Raw genomic sequence first — 22,088 nt, 5'->3', positions numbered from 1 at the left:
CATGTCCGACATCGTCACCCCCTCCGCGTATGAAGTCGATACCCTCGTCGCCGAGGATATCGACGCCTATCTGGTGCAGCACCAGCACAAGAGCATGTTGCGCTTCATCACCTGCGGATCGGTGGACGACGGCAAGTCCACGCTGATCGGCCGGCTGCTGTACGATTCGAAGATGATCTTCGAGGATCAGCTGGCGGCGCTGGAGGCGGACAGCCGGCGGGTCGGCACGCAGGGGCAGGAGATCGACTTCGCGCTGCTGGTGGACGGGCTGGCCGCCGAGCGCGAGCAGGGCATTACGATCGACGTCGCCTACCGCTTCTTCGCGACGAGCACGCGCAAGTTCATCGTCGCCGACACGCCGGGGCACGAGCAATATACCCGCAACATGGTGACGGGCGCCTCCACCGCCGACCTCGCCGTGATCCTGATCGACGCGCGCAAGGGGGTGCTGACGCAGACGCGGCGGCACAGCTACCTCGCCCACCTGCTCGGCATCCGCCATCTGGTGCTGGCGGTGAACAAGATGGACCTGATCGGCTACGACCGGGCGCGCTACGAGGAGATCGTGGCGGACTACACCGCCTTCGCGCAGAGCATCGGTATCGCCGGCTTCACGCCCATGCCGATCTCCGGCTTCAAGGGCGACAACATCACGAGCGCGAGCGTCAACACGCCCTGGTATGACGGGCCGACCTTGATGGCGCATCTGGAGACGGTGGAGGTCGCCGGCCAGGCCGATCGCGCGCGGCCGTTCCGCATGCCGGTGCAGTGGGTCAACCGGCCGAACCTGGATTTTCGCGGCTTCGCCGGGCTGATCGCCGGCGGCACGGTGCGGCCGGGCGACGCGGTGCGCATCCTGCCTTCCGGCCGGACGAGCAGCGTCGCGCGGATCGTCACGCTGGACGGCGACCTGGACGCGGCGGTGGCCGGCCAGTCCGTCACCCTCACTCTTGCCGACGAGGTCGACTGCTCGCGCGGGGACGTGATCGCCGCCGCCGATGCGCCGCCGGAAGTGGCCGACCAGTTCGAGGCGACGATCGTGTGGATGGCGGACGAGCCGCTGCTGCCGGGCCGCGCCTACTGGCTGAAGCTTGCCACGCAGACGGTGTCGGCAACGGTGCAGGAGCCGAAATATGCCGTCAACGTCAACACGATGGAGCATCTGGCGGCCAAGACGCTGGAGCTGAACGGCATCGGCGTGGCGACGGTCGCCACCGACCGGCCGATCGTGTTCGCGCCCTATGCCGAGAGCCGCACGCTTGGCGGCTTCATCCTCGTCGACAAGCTGACCAACGCCACCGTCGCCGCCGGGCTGCTGCATTTCTCGCTTCGCCGATCGCAGAACGTCCACTGGCAGGCGCTGGATGTGGACCGGGAGACGCATGCCGACCTGAAGAACCAGAAGCCGGCGGTGCTTTGGTTCACCGGCCTGTCGGGCGCGGGCAAGTCGACCATCGCGAATCTCGTCGAGAAGAAGCTGGTGCGGATGAACCGCCACACCTTCCTGCTGGACGGCGACAATGTCCGCCACGGGCTGAACAAGGATCTCGGCTTCACCGATGCCGACCGCGTGGAGAATATTCGCCGGGTGGGTGAGGTGGCGAAGCTGATGACCGATGCCGGGCTGATCGTGATCACCGCCTTCATCTCGCCTTTCCGTGCCGAGCGCGGCATGGTGCGGGCGATGATGCAGCCGGGCGAGTTCATCGAGATCCACATCGATACCCCGCTGGCCGAGGCGGAGCGGCGCGACGTGAAGGGGCTCTACAAGAAGGCGCGCGCCGGCGCGCTCGCCAACTTCACCGGCATCGACAGCCCCTATGAGGCGCCCGAGGATCCCGAGATCCGCATCGACACCACCGCGATGACGCCCGAGCAGGCGGCCGACGCGATCGTCGCGCGGCTGATCCCGTGAGCGAGGCGACCGTGCCCGACCTGGACGACGATACCGCGCTCGCCCGCCATGTCGCCGAGACGGCTGGCGAGATCCTGCTGACGCTGCGGCGATCCGGCCTGTTCGCCGGCCGCGCGCTGGGCCAGGCGGGCGATCGTGTCGCCAACGCCTTCATCGTCGAGGCGCTGAAGGCGCGGCGGCACGAGGACGCGATCCTCTCGGAAGAGGAGAAGGACAGCGAGGCGCGGCTTTCCGCCCGGCGCGTGTGGATCGTCGATCCGCTGGACGGCACGCGCGAATATGGCGAGGGACGCAGCGACTGGGCGGTGCATGTGGCGCTGGCGGTGGACGGCGCGGCCACGCTGGGCGCGGTGGCGCTGCCGGCTCTGGGGCTCACGCTCTGCTCAGGGCGGTGCCCGCCCGTGCCGGAGACGCCGCCGCGCCTGCGCATGCTCGTCAGCCGCACCCGGCCCGCGAAGGAGGCGGTGGCGGTGGCCGAGGCGCTGGGCGCGGAGCTGGTGCCGATGGGGTCGGCCGGCGCCAAGGCGATGGCGGTGGTGCGCGGCGAGGCCGACATCTACCTCCACACCGGCGGCCAGTATGAGTGGGACAATTGCGCCCCCGTCGCCGTCGCCCAGGCCGCGGGCCTGCACGTCAGCCGCATGGACGGCTCGCCGCTGGAGTATAACCGGCCGGATACCTACCTGCCGGACCTGCTGATCTGCCCACAGCATCTGGTGCAGCGGGTGCGGGAGGCGCTCGCCGCGATCGGCTGAGCGGTTTCCCGGCAGGTGCGATCACCTGCCGGCTCGGAAACCGCGACAAACAAAGTAAATCGCCGGCCTGAGCGCGCCCGGCGGTCAGCCGGCGGCCAGCGCGGCGATCACCGCGTCGCCCATCTCCCGCGTGCCGATGGTGCCGCCCAGGTCGCGCGTGCGGGCGCCGCCGTCGAGCGCCGCCGACACCGCGGCCACCAGGCGCGCGGCGAGATCGGCCTCGTCGAGCGACAATTGCAGCGCCATTGCCAGCGACATGATTGCGGCGAGCGGGTTCGCCACCCCCTTTCCGGCGATATCGGGCGCGGAGCCGTGGATCGGCTCGTAGAGCCCCGGCGTGCCGGGCGCGCCGAGCGCGGCGGAGGCGAGCATGCCGATCGAGCCGCTGAGCATCCCGGCCTCGTCGGAGAGGATGTCGCCGAACAGGTTGTCGGTCAGCAGCACGTCGAACTGGCGGGGATTGTGGACGAGCTGCATCGCCACATTGTCCGCCAGCATGTGGCTCAGCGCCACGTCGGCATAGTCGCGCGCGTGAAGATCGGTGACGACCTCGCGCCACAGCAGGCCGCTGTCCATCACGTTCGACTTCTCGGCCGAGCAGACGCGGTTGCCGCGCCGGCGGGCGAGATCGAAGGCGGTGCGGGCGACGCGCTCGATCTCGGCGGTGGTGTAGACCTGGGTGTCTATGCCGCGCCGGCTGCCGTCTGGCAGGGTCTCGATGCCCTTGGGCTGGCCGAAATAGACGCCGCCGGTCAGCTCCCGCACGATCATGATGTCAAGCCCGCGGACGACCTCCGGCTTCAGCGTCGAGGCGTCGATCAGCGCATCGAAGCACTGCACCGGGCGCAGGTTGGCGAACACCTGCATCGCCGTGCGCAGGCCGAGCAGGCCGGCCTCCGGGCGGATCGCGCGGGCGACGCCGGACCATCGCGGCCCGCCGACAGCACCCATCAGCACCGCATCGCTGGCGAGCGCCGCGTCGCGCGCCGCATCCGTCAGCGGCACGCCGTGCGCGTCGATCGAGGCGCCGCCGAACGCCGCCTCGGCCACTTCCAGCCGCAGCCCGGCATGATCGGCGAGCCAGGCGACCACGCGCCGCACCTCGGCGGTCACTTCCGGTCCGATCCCGTCTCCCGGCAGCAGCAGCAGCGTCTTCATCGTCGTCCCCGTCGGCCTCTGGTCGGGGGCGACTTATGCGCTCGCGCGGGCGCGCGCCACCCGCTTTCGCCACGGCCATGCCGGCGCGCCGCGCGTCTTCCTTGTGTCGAGCGAAGTCGAGGCACGCCTCTCCCGTCGACGTCGTCCCTCGACTGCGCTCGGGACAAGGCGCTCTGCCGCGCTCGGAACAAGGCCGCCGTCTAGAACGTCACCTTCAGGGTGGCGCCGTAGGTGCGCGGATCGGCCGGCTGGCCGACGATCAGGCCGGTGTTGCCGGATTGCGTGGCGAGCAGCTCATAGTAGTTCTTGTCGAACACGTTGCGCACCCAGCCGAACAGATCCCAGCCATCCTGCACGCGGAAGCCGGCGCGCACGTTGGCCAGCGCGTAGCCGGCGACGTCGGTATAGGCGGAGCGCGAAGGATTGGACGAGAATTTGGAGCGGTAGCTGCCGTCAATGCCGAGATACGCCTCGCCGTCCGCGCCGACCAGGCGGGTGGGCAGCGCATATTCGCCGCCGAACGAGGCCGCCCACCTAGAGATGCCCGGCAGCCACTGGCCGGAGATGTTGCAATTGGCCGGGCTGACGCCGCCGGGGGTGCCGGGCGCGCTGGGCGTGGCGCCGGTCGATCCGCCGGAAAGCTCGGGCGGGCAGGGCGCATCGGTGAACTTCACATATTCGTGATCGTTGAAGGTGCCGCTGGCATAGAGGCTGAGACCGTCGACCGGCCGCGCGGAGAAGTCCGCCTCGAAGCCGCGCACGCGCACCTTGTCGGCATTGGCCAGGTAGCCGCGCAGCACGCCGAGCTGGCCGTTGGTGACGGTGGCCTGATAGTCGCTGATCTCGGTCCAGAAGCCGGACAGGTTCAGGGTCGCCCGGCGATCGAAGAACTGGGTCTTAAGGCCGATCTCGTAATGGTTGACCTTCTCCGGCTTCACGCTGCCGGCGCTGAGGATCGGGTTGTTGCCCGCATCCAGCGGCAGCCCGGAAAGGTTGATGCCGCCCGATTTAAAGCTGCGCGCATAGGTGGCGTAGGCCAGCACGTCGCGCGTCACGTCGAACGAGGCGGTGAAATCGTAGGAAAGGTTCCAGTCGCTGAACTTCGGCGAATAGCTCTGCGGGGCGAGGACGCCGCGCTGATCGTTGTTCAGCGTCGTGCTGCCGGCGCCGGTGGTGACGGTGGAGATATAGGAGCCGGACTTCTTGTCGTAGTTCACCCGCACGCCGGGCTGGAGGCGCAGGCGATCGGTGACGCGCCATGTCAGCTGGCCGAACACGGCGGCGCTGGTATTCTTGAAATCGATGTCGTTCACCGCCCTGAGGCCGTTCAGCACCGCCGGGTTGCAGGCATTGGTGGTCGGCGTGGCGCATCCGCTGGAGCCGGCGGGCACGTTGCCGGGGTTCAGCAGGAAGCGGCTGGCGGCCGAACCCTGTACCTGGAGCCCGTCGGTGTGGATCTTCTGGTGGAAGGCGAACGCGCCGATCACATAGTCGAACCGGCCGGTGGTGCCGGCGTAGCGCAGTTCCTGCGTATACTGATCCTGCTTGGACGGGTTGGCCGAGACGGTGGTGATCGGCAGGCCGGTGAAGTCGCGATCGTTCGAGGGATCCCAGTCCCAGAACCGCCAGGCCGTGACGGAGGTGAGCGAGCCCGAGCCAAGCTCCCACTCGGCGCGCAGAGAGGCGCCGCCGATCACCTGCTTCGCGCGCAGATCGGTATCGAGGTCGGTCAGCCGATCGAACGCGTTGGTGCTGGGCGGGGCGTAGTTGAAGGCGGCGGCGAGGGCGGCGAACTGGCGGTTCAGCGGGCGCTGGGTGGCGCCGGTGCGCACGTAGATCTGCGCGCAGCATTCCGGGTTCTGGCGGTTGTAGTCGCCGGCGAAGGTGAGGTCGAGCGTGTCCGTCGCCTTCACCAGCACCTGGCCGCGCAGGCCGAGATTATCCAGCTCGTTCACATGGTTGCCGCTCGTCACGTTGAAGATCGTGCCGCGTCGGTGGGTGGAGGAGCCGGCGAGGCGGATCGCGACCTTGTCGTCGACCAGCGGGCCGGAGACGGACGCCTTGGCCTGCACCAGCCCGAGATTGCCGATCGTCACCTCCGCCCGCCCTTCCGGCGAGAAGCTGGGCGCGCGGGTGGTGATGTTGATCGCCCCGGCGGTGGTGTTCTTGCCGTAGAGCGTGCCCTGCGGACCGCGCAGCACCTCGATCCGCTCCACGTCGATGAAGTCGAACGTGGCCGAGGCGATGCGGCTGTAATAGACCTGGTCGACATAGATGCCGACGCCCTGCTCGATACCGTCGTTCGTCAGGCCGAACGGCGCGCCGAGGCCGCGGATGTTGGCGGCGGAATTGCGCGGGTTGGTCGAGTAGAATTGCAGGCTGGGCTGCAATTGGGTGAGCTTGTTGACGTTGAAGCTGCCCGTCGCCTCGATCGCCCGCGCATCGACGACCGAGATGGCGAGCGGCACGTCCTGGATCGCCTCCTGCCGGCGGCGCGCGGTGACGAGGATCTCGCCGGTGCCGCTGCCGCCGACGTCCACCGCATCGGCCGCCGCCTCGGCGGCATCGGCCGGGCCCTCCGCGAGGGCCGGCGCGGCGAGCATGGTAGTGCCGGCGAGCAGCGCCAGCATGCGGCGCGCCGACCGCATCCGGATGGAGCGGTCGGTGGCGGGTACGGTGCGTGCGATCATCAATTCCCCCAGGCAGGTTCAGGCGCGGCGCACCGGCAAGCGCCGGTCGCACCGTCGCGGCAGTCGGCCGCGTATCCCAGCCGGCGCCCGCCGGTGGCGTGCGCTGCTAGATCTCTATTGTTCCGGTAGAGATATCGCCGAGACCGGCGCAGGGAACCAAGGAATGTTTGTCGGGTGCCTAGCGCCGCTTTCGCGACGGGCGATTGGCCCGATCTATTCCGGGATCGTCATCGCGCCATCGTCGGCGAGCGGGAAGCCGGGGTTCCAGGCGATCTCCCACGCATGGCCGTCCGGATCGGCGACGTAGCCGCCATAGCCGCCCCACGCCTTCTCCTCCGCCGCCGCCAGCAGCGTGGCGCCGGCGGCGAGCAGCGCGGCGATCGCCGCATCCACGTCCGCCCGGCCGGGCAGGTTCTGCGCCAGGCTCATGCCGCGAAAGCCCTGGCCTTCGCGCGGGCGCACCTTTGCGTCCACGGCCAGATCGGCGTCCGGATACAGGCTGAGGCCGAGCGGGCCGAGCTGGAAGAAGGCGACCCCGTCCGCCTCCCGCAGCCGGCGCGGCCAGCCCAGCGCCTCGTAGAAGGCGGTCGCGCGGGCGAGATCGGCGACCCCCAGGGTGACGAGGGTGATGCGCGGCGGGATCATCAGCCGGTGCCGCCGGGCGGGTTCAGCGCGCCCTCGATCAGCTTCTTCGCGCGCTCGCCCGACCAGTCCATCGCGCCCATCACGCGCCACTGCTCCCGGCCCTTGGCGTCGTAGAAGATCGTCGTCGGCAGCGTGTCCGTCTCCAGCGCCGTCATCAGCACGTTCTTCGTATCGACATAGGGTTGCAGCGCCTTGAACCCCTGCTTGGCGAAGAAGGGCGCGACGACCTGCTGGCCCTGCAGATCCTGGCTGACGACGATCGTGCGGAAGCGATCGCCCTCGCGCTCGGCCAGCGCGTCCAGGGTCGGCATCTCGCGCACGCAGGGGCCGCACCATGTCGCCCAGAGGTTCACCAGCAGCGGCTTGCCGCGGAAGGTGGCGAGCGTGGCCGGGCCGCCGTGCGGATCGGCGAAGGGCACGGCCGGCGCCGCCTTGCCGGCGCTGGCGATATCGACCTTGCCGATGCTCTCGCTCGTTTCGGCGACGGTGCCTTGCGGTGCCTGCGGCTGTTGCTTATCGCAAGCCGCGAGCAGGGCGAGAAGGACCAGGGCAATCGAAGACCGCACGGAAAGCTCCAATTCGATGTGGGGCGGGCGCTTCGCCGAAGGCCCGGCCGCGGTGATGCGCGAGATCAATGCCTCGATCCCCTTCGATAAGCGACTCTGGCGGCAGGACATAGCCGGATCGCAGGCGCATGTCGCGATGCTGGCGCGGCAGGGCATCGTTTCCGCCGAGGATGCGGCCGCGATCGCCGACGGGCTGACGCGGATCGAGGGCGAATATGCCGAGGCCGGCGTGCCCGAGGATCTGGCGCTGGAAGACATCCACATGGCGACCGAGAGCCGGCTCGCCAGCCTGATCGGCCCGGCGGCGGGGCGGCTGCACACGGCGCGATCGCGCAACGACCAGGTCGCCACCGACTTCCGCCTGTGGGTGCGCGACGCGATCGACGCGGTGGCGGCCGGGCTCGCCGGCTTGCAGAAGGCGCTGGTGAAGCGGGCGGGCGAGCATGCGGCATCGGTGATGCCGGGCTTCACCCACCTGCAGGTGGCGCAGCCGGTGACGCTGGGCCACCACCTGATGGCCTATTACGAGATGATCGCCCGCGATCGCAGCCGCTTCGCCGATGCGCGCGTGCGGCTGAACCGCTGCCCGCTGGGCGCGGCGGCGCTGGCGGGCACGGGCTTTCCGATCGATCGCGACGCGACGGCGGCCGCCCTGGGCTTCGAGGGGCCGACGGCCAACTCGCTCGATTCGGTGTCCGATCGCGATTTCGCGCTCGATTATCTGATGGCGGCGACGCAGTGCGGCCTGCACCTCTCCCGCCTGGCGGAGGAGTTCATCATCTGGGCGAGCCAGCCGTTCGGCTTCGTCGCGCTGCCGGACGCTTACTCCACCGGATCCTCGATCATGCCGCAGAAGCGTAACCCCGATGCGGCGGAGCTGGTGCGCGGCCATAGCGGACGGATCGCCGGCTGCATGATGGCCCTCACCATGACGATGAAGGGGCTGCCGCTCGCTTATTCGAAGGACATGCAGGACGACAAGCCGCCGGTGTTCGAGGCGCACGACCTGCTCGCCCTCTCCATCGCGGCGATGACGGGCATGGTGGAGACGGCGACGTTCAGCTCCGCGCGGATGCGGGCGGCGGCCGAGATGGGGTTCGCCACCGCGACCGACCTGGCCGACTGGCTGGTGCGGGTGGCGGACATCCCGTTCCGCGAGGCGCATCACATCACCGGCATGGCCGTGCGGCTGGCCGAGCGGCTGGGCGTGGCGCTGGATCGGGTGCCGCTGGACAAGCTGCGCGAGATAGACGAGCGGATCGACGCGCGGCTGTTCGCGGCGCTGAGCGTCGACGCCTCCGTCGCCAGCCGGACCAGCCACGGCGGCACCGCGCCCGATCAGGTACGCGCGCGGGTGGCGGAGGCGCGCGCCGCGCTGAGGATGGACGCATGAACCGGACGATCGCGATCTCCGCCATCCCGCTGATGGCGCTGTCCTTGGCGGCATGCGGCCAGCGCAACGGGTTGCAGCCGCCGGAGGGCGCCGCGCTGCCGCCGAAGCCGGCCTTCGCCGCCACCCAGCCGACGGCGGACGATCTGCTGACCCGCCGCACCGAGGAGGCGCCGGATCGCAGCGAGGAGCTGCTGACCAAATCGCAGGAACGGCCGGACGACCGCTTCGACCTGCCGCCGCCGGGCTGACGCGCCATGGACCATTTCGATCTGCGCGACGGCGTGATGCACGCCGAGGACGTGGCCCTGCCCGCCATCGCCGAGGCGGTCGGCACGCCGGTATATGTCTATGCGACGGCGACGATGGAGCGGCACGCGCGCGTGTTCCGCGAGGCGCTGGCGGCGCTGCCGCAGCCGCCGCTCGTCGCCTATGCGGTAAAGGCGAACCCGAACGCCGCCGTGCTCGCCACCCTGGCCCGCGCCGGGCTGGGCGCGGACGTGGTCTCCGGCGGCGAGCTGCTGCGCGCGCTCAACGCGGGGATCGCGCCTGACCGGATCGTCTTCTCCGGCGTGGGCAAGACGGCCGAGGAGATGGCGCTGGCGCTGCGCCACGGCATCTTCCAGTTCAACGTGGAATCGGAGCCGGAGGTGGAGATGCTCTCCGCCGTGGCGCACGGCATGGGCACGACGGCGCCGATCGCCTTCCGCATCAACCCGGACGTTGATGCCGGCACCCACGCGAAGATCTCCACCGGCAAGTCGGAGAACAAGTTCGGCGTGGCCTATGATCGCGCCCACGCCGCCTATGCGCTGGCGCGGGGGCTGCCCGGCCTCTCGATACGCGGCGTGGCCGTCCACATCGGCAGCCAGCTGACCGATCTGAAGCCGCTGGAAGCGGCATTCGGCAAGATCGGTACGCTGATCGAATCGCTCAGGCGCGCCGGCCATCCGATCCGCGTCGCCGATCTGGGCGGCGGGCTGGGCGTGCCCTACGATCCGGCGCAGCCGGTGCCGCCGAGCCCGGCCGCCTATGGCGAGATGGTGGCGCGGATCACGGCCGGGTGGGACGCGCGGCTGGTGTTCGAGCCCGGGCGGCTGATCGTCGCCAATGCCGGCGTGCTGTTGACGCGGGTAATCCGCGTGAAGCAGGGCGTGGCCGAGCCGTTCGTGATCGTGGACGCGGCGATGAACGACCTGATGCGGCCGAGCCTCTACGATGCGTGGCACGATATCCGCGCGGTGGCGCCGGACGGCCGGCGCTTCACCGCCAACGTGGTGGGGCCGGTGTGCGAGAGCGGCGACACCTTCGCCATGCACCGCCCGATGGAGCATGTGGCGGCCGGCGACCTGATCGCCTTCATGACCGCCGGCGCCTATGGCGCGACGATGGCGGGAACGTATAATAGCCGACCGTTGACGCCGGAGGTTATCGTATCCGGTAACAAATGGTCGATAGTGCGGGCGAGGCAGCCACTGGAGGCATTGATCGCGGCGGATAATCTGCCGCCGTGGCTCGTTGCTGAGGAGACCGCATGAAACCTGTTCGCAAGGCCGTCTTTCCGGTTGCCGGCATGGGCACCCGCTTCCTGCCCGCCACCAAGGCGGTGCCCAAGGAGATGCTGCCCGTCGTCGACAAGCCGCTGATCCAATATGCCGTGGACGAGGCGCGCGCCGCCGGCATCGAGCAGATGATCTTCGTGACCGGCCGCGGCAAGAACGCGATCGAGGACTATTTCGACATCCCCTACGAGCTCTGCGCGACCTTGAAGGAGAAGAACAAGCACGACATCCTCGAACTGCTCGAGGACAGCCGCCTTGCCCCCGGCAACGCCGCCTTTGTGCGCCAGCAGGAGCCGCTGGGCCTGGGCCACGCCGTGTGGTGCGCGCGCGACCTGATCGGCGACGAGCCGTTCGCCGTGCTGCTGCCGGACGAGCTGCTGTGGAACCCGGCATCGCCATGCCTGGCCCAGATGGCCCGCACCTACGAGGCGAAGGGCGGCAACGTGATCGCGGTGCTGGAGGTGCCGGAGGCGCACACCAGCCGCTTCGGCATCGTCGATCCGGGTGCCGTCGACGGGCCGGTGACGGAGGTGCGCGGGCTGGTGGAGAAGCCGAAGGCGAACCCGCCATCCCGCCTGGCGGCGGTCGGCCGCTACATCCTGCAGCCCGAGGTGTTCGAGCTGCTCGGCAAGGGCGAGCGCGGCGCCGGCAACGAGATCCAGCTGACCGACGCGATGGCCAAGCTGATCGGCCAACAGCCGTTTCACGCGCAGACCTTTGACGGCATGCGCCACGATTGCGGCGACAAGGCCGGCTTCATCCAGGCGAACATCGCGCTCTCGCTTGAACGGGCGGACATCGCCGACGAGGTGCGGGCGTTCATCGCGGGACTGTGATCCACCGCCGCGACCGGCCGGCCGGACCGAGCGGTATCAAAGAGGTGATCGGGTAGCGGCCGGCTTCGACGACGGGACAGGAGGGCGCCACGCATAGCCTGCCGATCTTCCTGCGCCTGAACGGTCGCGCGGTCATCCTGCTGGGCGACGGCGAGGCGGCGCCGCCAAGCGGCGGCTGCTGGAGCGGGCCGGCGGTGTGATCCTGGGCGAGGACGGCGACGCCGCGCTGGCGATCGTGGCGATCGACGATCCCGAGGCGGCGGTGGCGCGGCTGCGGGCGCGCGGCATCCTGGTCAACGCGGTCGACCGGCCGGACCTGTGCGACTTCACCCTGCCGGCGATCGTCGATCGCGATCCGGTGCTGATCGCGATCGGCACCGGCGGCGCCTCCGCCGGGCTCGCCAAGGCATTGCGCCAGCGGCTGGAGGCGATGCTGCCGGCGGGCCTGGGCGCGCTGGCCGCGCGCCTGTTCGCCGCCCGCCCGGCCGTCCGCGCGCGGTGGCCGGCGGCGGCCGACCGGCGGCGGGCGATCGATGCGGCGCTGGCGGAGGGCGGTCCCCTCGATCCCTTCTGCGACGGGAACGAGGCCGATGTCGCCGCGTGGCTGAACGCTGGCGGAACGCAGCGCACCGGCCGCGAGACGATCCGCCTGCGCTCGCCCGATCCGGACGAGCTCAGCCTGCGGGCGGCGCGGCTGCTGGGGCAGGCGGACCGGATCTACCACCGCAGCGACGTTCCGCCCGCCATTCTGGATCGCGCGCGGGCCGATGCGGTTCGCATCGCCTGCGACGCGCCGCCGGTCTATACGGGTGAGGGGCTGACGATCGACGTGGATTGGGAGCGGCGATGAAGAGCTGGTGCGCGCGGCGGGAGAGCGACGGCGGGGTCGGCTGGAACGACGCGCAGGCGGGCGCGGCGCCGGCCGACGCGCCGGACTGCTTCGTCTGGTGTCACGTCGACGGGCGCGACGAGGAGCAGAAACGCTGGCTGGAGGAGGAGGCCGGCCTCTCCCACCCGGTGGTGCATGCGCTGACGGCGGTGGAGACGCGGCCGCGCTGCGAGGCGATCGAGGACGGTGCGCTCATCAACCTGCGCGGCTTGAGCGACACGCCGGAGGACGACCCCGATCCGCTCGTCTCCATCCGCCTGTGGGCCGAGCGGGGGCGGGTGATCTCGCTCAGCTACCGGTCGCTGGCGGCGATGGGGCATGTGCGCGCGCGGATGGATGCGGGCGACATCCGCGATCCCGGCGACATCGTCTCGTCCTTCGCGGTGGCGATCACCGAGGGCCTCGATCCGGAGATCGTCGCGCTGGGCGATTCGATCGACGCTTGCGAGGAGACGCTGGACACCGACCGGGCGTGGCGCAACCGGCGGGAGATCGGCCGGGCGCGCAGCTTGGCGATCAACTATCGCCGCTTCGTGGTGCCGCAGCGCCAGGCGCTGGAGCGGCTGGCGGCGCTGAAGGCCGGCTGGCTGGAGGATGACGACCGCCTGCACCTGCGCGACGCGGCCGACCGCTTCGCCCGCATGGGCGAGGAGCTGGAGGCGGTGCGCGAGCGATCGGCGCTGCTGCACGAGCAGCTGACCGACCTCAGATCCGAGATGATCGAGACGCGGGCGCTGCTGCTGTCGATCGTGGCGCTGATCTTCCTGCCGCTCACCTTCATCACCGGCCTGTTCGGGATGAACGTGGGCGGCATACCCTTCGCCAACAACCCGCACGGGTTCGAGGCCCTGGTGCTGATCTGCATGGCGCTGGCGGCCGTGATCAGCGCCTATTTCGTGCGGGCGCACTGGCTGGCGAAGTAGCGCGCGGTTGCGGCGCCGGGGCGTGGCGGGCATGACGGCGCACATGGACAGCATGATCGAAAGCACGCACGACGTGATCATCCTGGGCGGCGGCCTCGTCGGCCTGACGCTCGCCATCGCGCTGGATGCGCACGGCCTGTCGGCGGCGGTGATCGATCCGGCCGATCCGCAGGCGATGCTGGCGAGCGGGTTCGACGGGCGCGCCTCCGCCGTGGCGAGCGCGCCATGGCGGATGCTGGAGGCGATCGGCGTGGGCGATCGGCTGGCCGGGCAGGGCTGCCCGATCGCCGCGATCCGGGTGAGCGACGGGCTGGCGCCGGGCGGGCTGATGTTCGATCCCGCGGCGGACGACGGCGCCGTGGGCATCATGTTCGAGAATCGCCGGCTGCGCGCCGCCCTGCGCGCGGCGGCGGAAGCGGCGGCGGGCGTCACCCTGCTGACGCCGGCGCGGCCGGATGCGGTGACGCGCGACGCCGCCGGCGTGCGGGTGACGCTGGCGGACGGGCGCACGATCGGCGCGCGGCTGCTGGTGGGGGCGGAGGGGCGCAACTCGCCGACGCGGGCCGCCGCCGGCATCAACGTCGCGCAGTGGCGCTACGATCATGCCGCGATCATCGCCTCGGTGCGGCACGAGCGGCCGCACGGCGGCATCGCCCACGAGATATTCTATCCCAGCGGCCCCTTCGCCATCCTGCCGCTGATCGACGATGAGGAGGGACATCATCGCTCCGCCGTGGTGTGGACGGTGGCGGGCGGCGACGCGGCCGGCATGTTGGCGCTGGGCGACCGCGGTTTCGCGGCGGAGGCGGAGGCGCGGATGGGCGGGCTGCTCGGCACGATCTCGGCACCGTCCGCGCGCGGCAGCTATCCGCTCGGCTTCCACCATGCGGCGCGGATCACGGCCACGCGGCTGGCGCTGGTGGGCGATGCCGCCCACGGCATCCATCCGATCGCCGGGCAGGGGCTGAACCTGGGCTTCCGCGACGTGGCGGCGCTGGTGGAGGTGCTGGTGGACGGCGCCCGGCTGGGGCTGGATGCCGGCGACGCGCAGGGGCTGGCGCGCTACGAACGCTGGCGCGCGCTCGATACCTTCATGGTGGCGGCGGCGACGGACGGGCTGACCCGGCTGTTCGGCGTGAAGGGGCGGACGGCGGCGGCGGCCCGGCGGTTCGGCCTGGGCGCGGTCGAGCGGATCGGCCCGTTGAAGCGTCGCTTCATGGCCGAGGCGCGGGGCGAGACCGGCACGCTGCCCAAGCTGTTGCAGGGAATGGCGGCGTAGGCGGGGCGCCGCGGTTCTGTCCGGGTATCGGACGGCAGGTGGCGGCGTGACCCGGCACGAGCTATTCGCCGGCGATTTCGGCTATGCCGATCCGATCCGCTTCCGCGATCCCGCGCGGGCGCGCGCCATCGATCTGGCGCTGGACGCGGCGCTCTCCGCATGCGCGTCGCCGCCGGAGCCCCCGGGTCGCGCGATCGTGGTGCTGGTGCCGTCCGATCCCGCCCGCCCGCAGGCGGTGGCTCCGATCGTCGCCGAACTGGAACGGTGCCGCCACCGGATCGAGGTGCGGGTCGACGATCGCGCACTGTGGCGCAGCGTGAAGCTGAACGAGGCGGCCGCCGCCGCGAGCGGCCGCGACTGGCTGCTGGTCTGCGACGACGACGTGGCGCTGCCGCCCGGCTTCGTCGATCGCTTCATCGCCACCGCCGAGGCGGCCGGCTTCCTGCTCGCGCAGCCGGCGCACCGCATGCACTCCTATGCCTCCTACGCGGTGACGCAGCGCCGGGCCGCGTCGCTGGCGCGACGGACCTGCTATGTCGAGATCGGCCCGGTGGTGGCGATCCGCGCCGGGCTGTCGCGCACGATCCTGCCGGTGCCGGAGACGATGCACGGCTGGGGCGTCGACATCCTGTGGGCCGATCGGGCGCGTCGCGAGGGCTGGCCGATCGGGGTGATCGACGCGACGCCGATCGAGCATCTCCGCCCGCTGGACCGGGCGACCTTTCCGGCCGCGCTGGCCGATGCCTCCCGCCTGCTCCACCAAGCGGCGCCGGCGATAGACCGGCAGACCTTGCTGGGGCCGGGGCGGGTGGTGATCGGCTGCTGAAGCGCGCGCGCTAGAGCCGCGCTAGAACTCCACCTCCAGCTCCTCCATCTCCTCCGGCTCTGCCAGAGCGGCGGCCAGCCACTCGGCCATGGGTGGCCACGCGCCGATCGTGCGGCAATAGGCCGCCGCCCCGTCCGACACGGCCACCGCATAGCCGACGAAGCGTTGCGTCACCGGCGCGTACATCGCGTCCGCCACCGTTGGCCGGTCGCCGAACAGGAATGGGCCGCCGTAGCGCGCCAGGCAATCCTGCCAGATCGCCTCGATCCGCTCGATATCCGGTTTCGCGCCGGAGAAGATCGGAAAGCGATCATGCTTCACCTTGAGGTTCATCGGCAGGGCCGATCGCAGGTTCGAGAAGCCTGAGTGGATCTCGCCCGAGACCGAGCGGCAGTGCGCGCGGACGATGCGGTCCGCCGGGTACATGCCGGCATCGGGATAGAGCTCGTGCAGATATTCGGCGATCGCCAGCGTATCCCACACGCTGGCGCCTTCGTGCGTCAGCCGCGGCACGAGGACGGAAGGGGAGAGCAGCAGCAGCTCCGCCCGGTTGGCGGGATCGTTGATCGGCACCGCCTTCTCGTCAACCTCAAGCCCGGCGAGGCGGCAGAGCAGCCAGCCGCGCAGCGACCAGGCCGAGTAGGTTCGGCTCGACAGGGTAAGCTCAGCCCGCGCCATATGTCCCCTTTCGCGCCATCGTTTCCGACCGGCTTGCTTTCGATCATGATGCAGCGCAGCGTAGCGTGCATGAATTCGGCGCCGAGGGGAAGGCTCCGGTTCGGTGCGGGGGATGCGCATGTTGTACGGCGTGTATCAGGGCATGCAGGACGCGCTGGAGCCGCTGCGGCTGGCGGCGCGGGCGGCGCTCTCGCTGAAGGACACGCTGGGGCCGGTGGCCGAACTGCCGGTGATGCAGAGCGGCTTCGCCTTTGCCGAGATGGTGGCGGAGACGCGCTTCACCCATGCCCGGCCCGGCTACGGCATCGGCACCGTGCTCTCCGGTAACATGGCGGTGCCGGTGCGGGAGGAGGTGGCGGCCAGCCTGCCGTTCGGCGACCTGCTGCACTTCGCGAAGGACGGCATCGCCGCGCCGCAGCCCAAGATGCTCGTGGTGGCGCCGCTCTCCGGCCACTATGCCACCCTGCTGCGCGAGACGGTGCGCACCCTGCTGCGCGACCACGACGTCTACATCACCGACTGGAAGAATGCGCGCGACGTGCCGCTCTCCGCCGGGCGCTTCGGCTTCGCCGATTATACCGACTACATCATCGATTTCCTGGAGCGGCTGGGGCCGCGATCGAACGTGCTGGCGGTGTGCCAGCCGTGCGTGCCGACCCTGGCCGCGGTCGCCATCATGGCGGAGGACAGGAACCCCGCCCAGCCGCGCACGATGACCTTGATGGGCGGGCCGGTGGACGTGCGCGTCTCCCCCACCGTCGTCAACGATCTCGCCACCTCCAAGCCGCTCGACTGGTTCGAGCGACAGCTGATTTCGCGCGTGCCGTGGCGCTACGAGGGGCGGGGGCGGCGGGTCTATCCGGGCTTCCTCCAGCTGATCGCCTTCATGTCGATGAACATGGCGCGGCACGGCGACCAGCACCGCCTGCTCTACCAGCACCTGGCCGATGGCGAGCTGGTGGAGGCCGCGAAGATCAGGGACTTCTACGAGGAATATTATGCGGTGCTGGATCTCACCGCCGAATTCTACCTGGAGACGGTGGACATCGTGTTCCAGCGCGCGCTGCTGGCTAAGGGCGAGATGACGCATCGCGGCCGCCCGGTGAACCCGGCGGCGATCCAGCGCACCGCCCTGCTGACGGTGGAGGGGGAGCGCGACGACATCTGCGCGGTGGGGCAGACGGCGGCGGCACATGGCCTGTGTTCCAGCCTGCGGCCGCACCTGAAGCGGCACCACCTGCAACCCGGCGTCGGCCACTATGGCGTGTTCGCCGGCCGCAGGTGGGACACGCAGGTCTATCCGCAGGTCCGCAACCTGGTGCTGGCGATGGCGTGAGCGGTGCTACAGGCTCAGCGAGGCGGATCTAAAACTTGCCGCTCATGCTGAGGGCCGCTGAGCATGGCGAAGCGGCGTCTCGAAGCACCCTCGGGACATGCGCTTCGAGACGGGTCTTCGTCTTCGCTCAGCCCCTCCTCAGCATGAGCGGTTCGGCATGCAAGAATCGACGCTGCGCTACAGGCTCAGCGGGGCGGCGTAGCCGGTCAGCTCCAGATAGCCGCTGCCGCCATCGGTGCGGACGGCGCCTTCCCAGTAGACCGGCATGCCGCTGCGCCGGCCGTCCAGCTCCTGATCGGCGAACAGGGGTGTCAGGCGATAGTGGCGGACGCCGCCGGGCAGGCGCACGCTGAGCATCTGCGCCACCGGATAGACCGCGCCCGTGCGGCGCGAGCGCCAGCGGGTGAGGGGCGTGAAGCGCACGTCGCCCGGCGTCAGGCGAACGACGCGGCCGTCGCGCCCGCGGTAGGATCCGCCGGCCCACAGCGCGCGACCGGCCTTGTCGCGGATGCGGAAGGCCATCAGTGCGCCGCCGTCGTTCAGGTTCAGGCCGGTCCAGTCCCACCCCACGGCGGCGCCGCCGAGATAGTCCGACGACCATTCGCGATCGAGCCAGGCCCGGCCGAAGACCGGCACGGCGCGGCCGTTCCGCGTGAGCGTGCCGGCCACCGCCAGATGCGGGATCGAGTAGTAGTAGCTCGCCTGTCGCGGATCGGGCCCCTTGCGGCTGTAGCCGCCCTCACCCTGCGGCAGCGGCGGCTGGCGCGGGTTGAGGGTGAGCGACAGCGCGAACTCGGCCGAGGAGACGGTGGCGACGAAGCGGCCATCGGCCAGCCGCCGCATCCGCCAGTCGCGCAGGCGCACGTCGGTGTCGCCGATACGAGCGGCGGCCAGGCCGAAGCCGGCGCGGGCGGCGCGCTCCGCGTGCAGCAGCCGGCCGATCGCGGGATCGGAGAGGGCGGCGTGAGCGAACAGCACCTGTCCGGCGGCGAAGCGGCTGGGATTGGCGGCGTCGGTCTGCGGTCGCGTGCGGAAGAAGGTGATCTGGAACCCCACGTCGCGCCCGTTCGCCGTGCGCAGCAGGCCGGTGACGTACCACCATTCGGTGCGGAAGGCCGGGTGGGCGCCATGATCGGCGGGGAAGCGCAACGCGATGCCTGGGCGGACCACCGGATAGGAGGCCGGCGGATAGGAGGCCGGCGGCATCGCCCCGCAGAGCGCCAAGGCGGCGAGCGGCAGCAGCGCGCGCCGCATCACCAATCCTCCCGCACCATGCGCACCGCATCGGCGGCGATCGCGCGGCGGCCGGCGACCGTGGCGGTGCCGGCGGCGGCGACCGCCAGCGCGGCCGCGACCGAGCCGACGGTGCCCCACGGCACGCGCAGGTCCATCGTCCAGTTGAACGACTGCGGGTTGATGACGTGCACCAGCACCACCGCCAGCCCGCCGCCCAGCGCGATGCCGGCGACGCCGCCGATCGCGCCGAGCAGCGCGCCCTCGCTCGCCAGCATCGCCACGATCTGCGGGCGCGAGACGCCGACGTGGCGCAGCATGCCGAACTCGCGCGTGCGGGCGATCGTCTGCGCGGACATGGTGGCGGCCACGCCGGCGAGGCCGACGAGGATCGCCACCGCCTCCAGCAGATAGGTGACGGCGAAGCTGCGATCGAACAGATCGAGCGCGTAGCGCCGCAGCGTAGCCGGCTGCGCCACCGTGACCAGCCCCGCCAGCACGGGCGGCACGCGTGCGACCAGACCTGCGCCGACGCGGGCGGGATCGGCGCCGGGGCGCAGCGTGACCGCCGCCTCGTTGCGCGTGGCGTCGCCGGTGGCGCGGGCGTAATCGGCGTCGCGCATCACGATCGCACCCTGCTGCCGGGCGTAATCGCGCCAGATGCCCGCGATCACGGCGCGTCCGCCGATCGGCAGCGCGATCCGCTGCCCCACCCGCCAGCGATAGAGGCGGGCGGCCGGCTCGGACACCCAGACGGGCAGGCTGCCTGCCTCGATCGCCGGCGGCATCGCCGCGCGATCGATCAGCGCGAGGTCGGCGCCGTCTGTGGCCACCGGCCGGGCGATCAGCGTGACCGGCGGGCGATCCGCCGCCAGGACGAGCGGCACCTGCCGGCTGAAGGCGATGCGGGCGACGCCGGCGGTGGCCGCCAGCCGCGCCTGCGCCGCCGGATCGAAGCCGGACTCGCCCTCTGCCCGCAGATAGAGATCGGCCGAGAGGATCTGGCCCAGCCAGTCGTCCACCGCGCCGCGAAAGCTCGTGACCATCACCGCCATCGCGATCATCAGCGCGGTGCTGGCGACGATGCCGCAGAGCGCCGTCGCCGCTTGCCCCGGCGCGCCGTGCAGGTGGCGCAAAGCGAGCGCCATCGGCACCGCGCCACGGCCGCGCCGCGCCAGGGGGCCGAGCAGGGCGCGGGCGAGCCACGGCATCGCCGCGATGCCGCCCGCCAGGATCAGGGCGATGCTGACGAAGCCGAACAGCGGCAGGCCGCCCACCGCCGGCAGCAGCGCCGCCAACCCGCCCGCCACGATCAGCGACGCCGCCGCTTTCCACGGCACGGGCACGCGCGGATCGACGATGTCGCCGGTGTTGCGCAGCGCCGCCGCCGGGGCGGCGCGGGCCGCAAGGCGGGCGGGGATCGCGCTGCCGGCCACGGCTGCGGCGAGGCCCAGGGCGAAGAAGCCGGCCGCCGCCCACGGCGCGAAGGCGAGCCGCACCGATCCGCCGGCGAAGTAGCCGGCGCCGAGATCGCCGCCGAAGCGATCGAGCGCCACCGAGGCCAGCGCGTAGCCGACGCCAAGGCCCAGCAGCGCGCCGACGATGCCGATCGCGGCACCTTCCAGCGCCACCGCCGCGACGATGCCGCCGCGCGGCAGGCCGAGCGTGCGGAGCAGCGCGAACGCCCGCATCCGCCGCGCCACCGACAGCGACTGGGCCGAGAAGACGAGGAAGCCGCCGGTGAGCAAAGCGACGAGCGCCAGCATGTCCAGATTGACGCGGTACGCGCGGGAGAGCGCGTCGCTGCGCGCGCCGGCGCTGGCGGCGGTGGCGAGAACGGCGTCCGGCGGCAGCAGCGCGGCGAAATCCGGCGTGCCCGCCGCCTTCACGTCGATGCGATCGAGCCGGCCGAGGCGGCCGAAGCGCCACTGGGCGGTGGCGATATCGATCACGCCGATCGCCTGCCCCTCCGCCACGCCGGGCAGGGTGCCGGCGACACGCAGCGGCACGGCGCGGCCGTTCGCCACCACCCGCACCCGCGCGCCAGGCCCGGCGGCGAGCGCCCGCATCGCGGCGGCGGAGAGGAACAGCGCATCCTCGGCGAAGGCGGCGTCGCCACGGCGATCGACGCCGGCGGGGGCGGTGCCGACGAGCGACGGCGTGACCTGCGCGGCACGGATCACGTCAAGCCCCAGCAGGGTGAAGCCCGCCTTGCCCGCGCGCGCGGCGAGGCTGACGACCGGACTGGCATCGCCGACGCCGGCGGCTCCGGCGATGCGCGGATAGAGCGCCTCGTCGAAGCCGAGCGGGCTGGTGGCTGCCACCTGCAGATCGGCCGCGCCGTTCACCGTGTTCAGCGCGCCCTCGAACGAGGCCAGCGCCGAGCCGTTGACCAGGTGGACCGCGAAGCCGAGCGCGACGCCGATGGCGATGGCCACCGCCGTCAGCGCCAGCCGGGCGGGATGGGCGCGCCACTCCCCGCCGATCAGCCAGCCGAGCGCCAGCCGCGCGCCGAGCAGGCCGCCCGCCTCAGCCCGCATCGGGCGACGCGGGAACGAGGCCGGCGGCGGTGAGGGTGAGCGTGCGATCGGCGATTGCCGCCGCCGCCGCCGAGTGGGTGACGATGATGGCAGCCACGCCCTGTTCGCGCACCGCCTCGGCGAACAGGGCGAGGATGCGGCCGGCCGTCTCCGGATCGAGGTTGCCGGTCGGCTCGTCGGCCAGGATCACCGCCGGGCGGTGGACCAGCGCCCGCGCGATCGCCACGCGCTGCAGCTCGCCGCCGGAGAGATCGCGCGCATAGCCGTCGCCCCGATCGCCGAGGCCGACGCGCTCCAGCATCGCCTGCGCCCGCGCCGCCACCATCGCGCGATCGGCCGAGACGAGCGCCAGCGGCAGCGCGACGTTCTGCCGCAGCGTGAGGTAGGGCAGGATGTGGAAGGCCTGGAAGACGAAGCCGACCCGCGCCCGCCTGAGCCGGGTGAGCGCGCCTTCGTCCAACGTGCCCAGCACGCAGCCCTCGATGGCGACGGTGCCGGCATCCGGCCGGTCGAGCCCGGCCAGGATGTTGAGCAGGGTCGACTTGCCGACGCCGCTCTCCCCCACGATCGCGATCAGCGCGCCGCCGGCCAGCGTCAGATTCAGCCCGCTGAACAGCATCCGCCCGCCCGGCACCGACTTGGTAAGGGCGGACACCTGAAGCAGTGGCGCGGACGGCGAGAGGCTCACCGGCGATCGGGCGTTTCGGGGCGGGGCAGGCGGGTCATGCGCGCCTCCATCCGCTCGCAATCGGTGAAGCGCGGCGGGCGGCGCTCGGTTCCATGCCGGCATCGGTGGCGCCGTGGCGTGCACGCATTTGGGGGCCGGCGCCCTCGCAGGCACCGACCCCCGCCCTCGTTACGCCACCC

At 71.4% G+C, this 22,088-nt stretch carries 18 protein-coding genes and 1 pseudogene; 11 read left to right on the top strand and 8 right to left on the bottom strand.

The window, feature by feature from the left end; genetic code table 11:
- The first annotated feature begins 1 nt into the window (after window position 1).
- Together cysN and GNT64_RS08305 are read left to right on the top strand one after the other, a co-directional pair.
- Window positions 2-1,915, top strand: a complete 1,914-nt coding sequence (cysN, locus tag GNT64_RS08310; protein WP_156679109.1) for a sulfate adenylyltransferase subunit CysN — start codon at window positions 2-4, stop codon at window positions 1,913-1,915.
- Window positions 1,912-2,670 (top strand): 3'(2'),5'-bisphosphate nucleotidase CysQ, encoded by a 759-nt coding sequence (locus tag GNT64_RS08305; protein WP_197277319.1) that lies wholly within the window; start codon window positions 1,912-1,914, stop codon window positions 2,668-2,670. Before cysN ends, GNT64_RS08305 begins: the two co-directional genes overlap by 4 nt.
- Before the next feature lie 84 nt (window positions 2,671-2,754).
- On the opposite strand, the gene leuB is transcribed toward GNT64_RS08305, so the two are convergent.
- The 4 genes from leuB to GNT64_RS08285 form a co-directional block, all read right to left on the bottom strand.
- Window positions 2,755-3,828, bottom strand: coding sequence for a 3-isopropylmalate dehydrogenase (leuB, locus tag GNT64_RS08300; RefSeq protein WP_156679108.1), 1,074 nt, complete (start codon window positions 3,826-3,828; stop codon window positions 2,755-2,757).
- 200 nt (window positions 3,829-4,028) lie between these two features.
- Window positions 4,029-6,476, bottom strand: coding sequence for a TonB-dependent receptor (locus GNT64_RS08295; RefSeq protein WP_156681504.1), 2,448 nt, complete (start codon window positions 6,474-6,476; stop codon window positions 4,029-4,031).
- A 255-nt stretch (window positions 6,477-6,731) separates the two neighbouring features.
- Window positions 6,732-7,163 carry a VOC family protein gene (locus GNT64_RS08290; RefSeq protein ID WP_156679107.1) on the bottom strand — a complete coding sequence of 144 codons (432 nt, stop codon included), beginning with the start codon at window positions 7,161-7,163 and terminating at the stop codon, window positions 6,732-6,734.
- The gene (locus GNT64_RS08285) at window positions 7,163-7,729 is read right to left on the bottom strand and encodes a TlpA family protein disulfide reductase (protein ID WP_231639380.1); all 567 of its coding nucleotides are present in this window, start codon (window positions 7,727-7,729) and stop codon (window positions 7,163-7,165) included. The genes GNT64_RS08290 and GNT64_RS08285 overlap by 1 nt, the downstream gene beginning before the upstream one ends.
- A 16-nt stretch (window positions 7,730-7,745) precedes the next feature.
- Between GNT64_RS08285 and argH the strand changes: the two genes are divergently transcribed.
- The 8 genes and pseudogenes from argH to GNT64_RS08245 all read left to right on the top strand — a co-directional run bounded on the left by argH (window position 7,746) and on the right by GNT64_RS08245 (window position 15,434).
- Window positions 7,746-9,122, top strand: coding sequence for an argininosuccinate lyase (gene argH, locus GNT64_RS08280; RefSeq protein WP_156679105.1), 1,377 nt, complete (start codon window positions 7,746-7,748; stop codon window positions 9,120-9,122).
- Window positions 9,119-9,370 (top strand): lipoprotein, encoded by a 252-nt coding sequence (locus GNT64_RS08275; protein ID WP_156679104.1) that lies wholly within the window; start codon window positions 9,119-9,121, stop codon window positions 9,368-9,370. The genes argH and GNT64_RS08275 overlap by 4 nt, the downstream gene beginning before the upstream one ends.
- A gap of 6 nt (window positions 9,371-9,376) precedes the next feature.
- Window positions 9,377-10,657, top strand: a complete 1,281-nt coding sequence (gene lysA, locus GNT64_RS08270; protein ID WP_156679103.1) for a diaminopimelate decarboxylase — start codon at window positions 9,377-9,379, stop codon at window positions 10,655-10,657.
- Window positions 10,654-11,517 carry a UTP--glucose-1-phosphate uridylyltransferase GalU gene (gene galU / locus GNT64_RS08265; protein WP_156679102.1) on the top strand — a complete coding sequence of 288 codons (864 nt, stop codon included), beginning with the start codon at window positions 10,654-10,656 and terminating at the stop codon, window positions 11,515-11,517. The genes lysA and galU overlap by 4 nt, the downstream gene beginning before the upstream one ends.
- 98 nt (window positions 11,518-11,615) lie before the next feature.
- Window positions 11,616-12,367, top strand: a pseudogene (locus GNT64_RS08260) (precorrin-2 dehydrogenase/sirohydrochlorin ferrochelatase family protein).
- Window positions 12,364-13,329: a zinc transporter ZntB gene (locus GNT64_RS08255; RefSeq protein ID WP_156679101.1), complete on the top strand. Its 966-nt coding sequence runs from the start codon at window positions 12,364-12,366 to the stop codon at window positions 13,327-13,329. The pseudogene GNT64_RS08260 and the gene GNT64_RS08255 overlap by 4 nt, the downstream one beginning before the upstream one ends.
- Window positions 13,330-13,360: 31 nt before the next feature.
- Window positions 13,361-14,608 (top strand): FAD-dependent monooxygenase, encoded by a 1,248-nt coding sequence (locus tag GNT64_RS08250; protein ID WP_231639378.1) that lies wholly within the window; start codon window positions 13,361-13,363, stop codon window positions 14,606-14,608.
- Between the two features lie 46 nt (window positions 14,609-14,654).
- A complete protein-coding gene (locus GNT64_RS08245) occupies window positions 14,655-15,434 on the top strand; it encodes a glycosyltransferase family 2 protein (RefSeq protein ID WP_197277318.1) in 780 nt (259 codons plus the stop codon).
- Window positions 15,435-15,455: 21 nt separating this feature from the next.
- Here GNT64_RS08245 and GNT64_RS08240 read toward each other — a convergent pair whose 3' ends face one another.
- Window positions 15,456-16,112 (bottom strand): glutathione S-transferase, encoded by a 657-nt coding sequence (locus GNT64_RS08240; protein ID WP_156679099.1) that lies wholly within the window; start codon window positions 16,110-16,112, stop codon window positions 15,456-15,458.
- Between the two features lie 118 nt (window positions 16,113-16,230).
- Here GNT64_RS08240 and GNT64_RS08235 point away from each other — a divergent pair, with 118 nt between their 5' ends.
- Window positions 16,231-17,448: a polyhydroxyalkanoate depolymerase gene (locus GNT64_RS08235; protein WP_156679098.1), complete on the top strand. Its 1,218-nt coding sequence runs from the start codon at window positions 16,231-16,233 to the stop codon at window positions 17,446-17,448.
- Window positions 17,449-17,625: 177 nt separating this feature from the next.
- On the opposite strand, the gene GNT64_RS08230 is transcribed toward GNT64_RS08235, so the two are convergent.
- Genes GNT64_RS08230 through GNT64_RS08220 form a run of 3 tightly spaced genes read right to left on the bottom strand, consistent with a single transcriptional unit; the run spans window position 17,626 to window position 21,909 of the window.
- Entirely contained in the window at window positions 17,626-18,702 is a 1,077-nt protein-coding gene (locus GNT64_RS08230; protein ID WP_156679097.1) for a lipocalin-like domain-containing protein, read from the bottom strand.
- Window positions 18,702-21,221 carry an ABC transporter permease gene (locus tag GNT64_RS08225; protein WP_156679096.1) on the bottom strand — a complete coding sequence of 840 codons (2,520 nt, stop codon included), beginning with the start codon at window positions 21,219-21,221 and terminating at the stop codon, window positions 18,702-18,704. The genes GNT64_RS08230 and GNT64_RS08225 overlap by 1 nt, the downstream gene beginning before the upstream one ends.
- On the bottom strand, window positions 21,211-21,909 hold the full coding sequence (locus GNT64_RS08220; protein WP_231639376.1) for an ABC transporter ATP-binding protein: 699 nt from the start codon (window positions 21,907-21,909) through the stop codon (window positions 21,211-21,213). Before GNT64_RS08220 ends, GNT64_RS08225 begins: the two co-directional genes overlap by 11 nt.
- Window positions 21,910-22,088: the final 179 nt, after the last annotated feature.

This window comes from Sphingomonas profundi, assembly GCF_009739515.1.
Lineage (GTDB): Bacteria > Pseudomonadota > Alphaproteobacteria > Sphingomonadales > Sphingomonadaceae > Alterirhizorhabdus > Alterirhizorhabdus profundi.
This window is presented reverse-complemented; position numbering and strand designations above follow the sequence as displayed.

Coding starts and splice junctions, on each gene's coding strand:
- GNT64_RS08225 (WP_156679096.1), bottom strand. CDS start 21,221: ATGCGGGCTGAGGCGGGCGGCCTGCTCGGCGCGCGGCTGGCGCTCGGC.
- leuB (WP_156679108.1), bottom strand. CDS start 3,828: ATGAAGACGCTGCTGCTGCTGCCGGGAGACGGGATCGGACCGGAAGTG.
- lysA (WP_156679103.1), top strand. CDS start 9,377: ATGGACCATTTCGATCTGCGCGACGGCGTGATGCACGCCGAGGACGTG.
- GNT64_RS08290 (WP_156679107.1), bottom strand. CDS start 7,163: ATGATCCCGCCGCGCATCACCCTCGTCACCCTGGGGGTCGCCGATCTC.
- GNT64_RS08255 (WP_156679101.1), top strand. CDS start 12,364: ATGAAGAGCTGGTGCGCGCGGCGGGAGAGCGACGGCGGGGTCGGCTGG.
- GNT64_RS08230 (WP_156679097.1), bottom strand. CDS start 18,702: ATGCGGCGCGCGCTGCTGCCGCTCGCCGCCTTGGCGCTCTGCGGGGCG.
- GNT64_RS08275 (WP_156679104.1), top strand. CDS start 9,119: ATGAACCGGACGATCGCGATCTCCGCCATCCCGCTGATGGCGCTGTCC.
- GNT64_RS08250 (WP_231639378.1), top strand. CDS start 13,361: ATGACGGCGCACATGGACAGCATGATCGAAAGCACGCACGACGTGATC.
- cysN (WP_156679109.1), top strand. CDS start 2: ATGTCCGACATCGTCACCCCCTCCGCGTATGAAGTCGATACCCTCGTC.
- argH (WP_156679105.1), top strand. CDS start 7,746: ATGTGGGGCGGGCGCTTCGCCGAAGGCCCGGCCGCGGTGATGCGCGAG.
- GNT64_RS08240 (WP_156679099.1), bottom strand. CDS start 16,112: ATGGCGCGGGCTGAGCTTACCCTGTCGAGCCGAACCTACTCGGCCTGG.
- GNT64_RS08235 (WP_156679098.1), top strand. CDS start 16,231: ATGTTGTACGGCGTGTATCAGGGCATGCAGGACGCGCTGGAGCCGCTG.
- galU (WP_156679102.1), top strand. CDS start 10,654: ATGAAACCTGTTCGCAAGGCCGTCTTTCCGGTTGCCGGCATGGGCACC.
- GNT64_RS08295 (WP_156681504.1), bottom strand. CDS start 6,476: ATGCGGTCGGCGCGCCGCATGCTGGCGCTGCTCGCCGGCACTACCATG.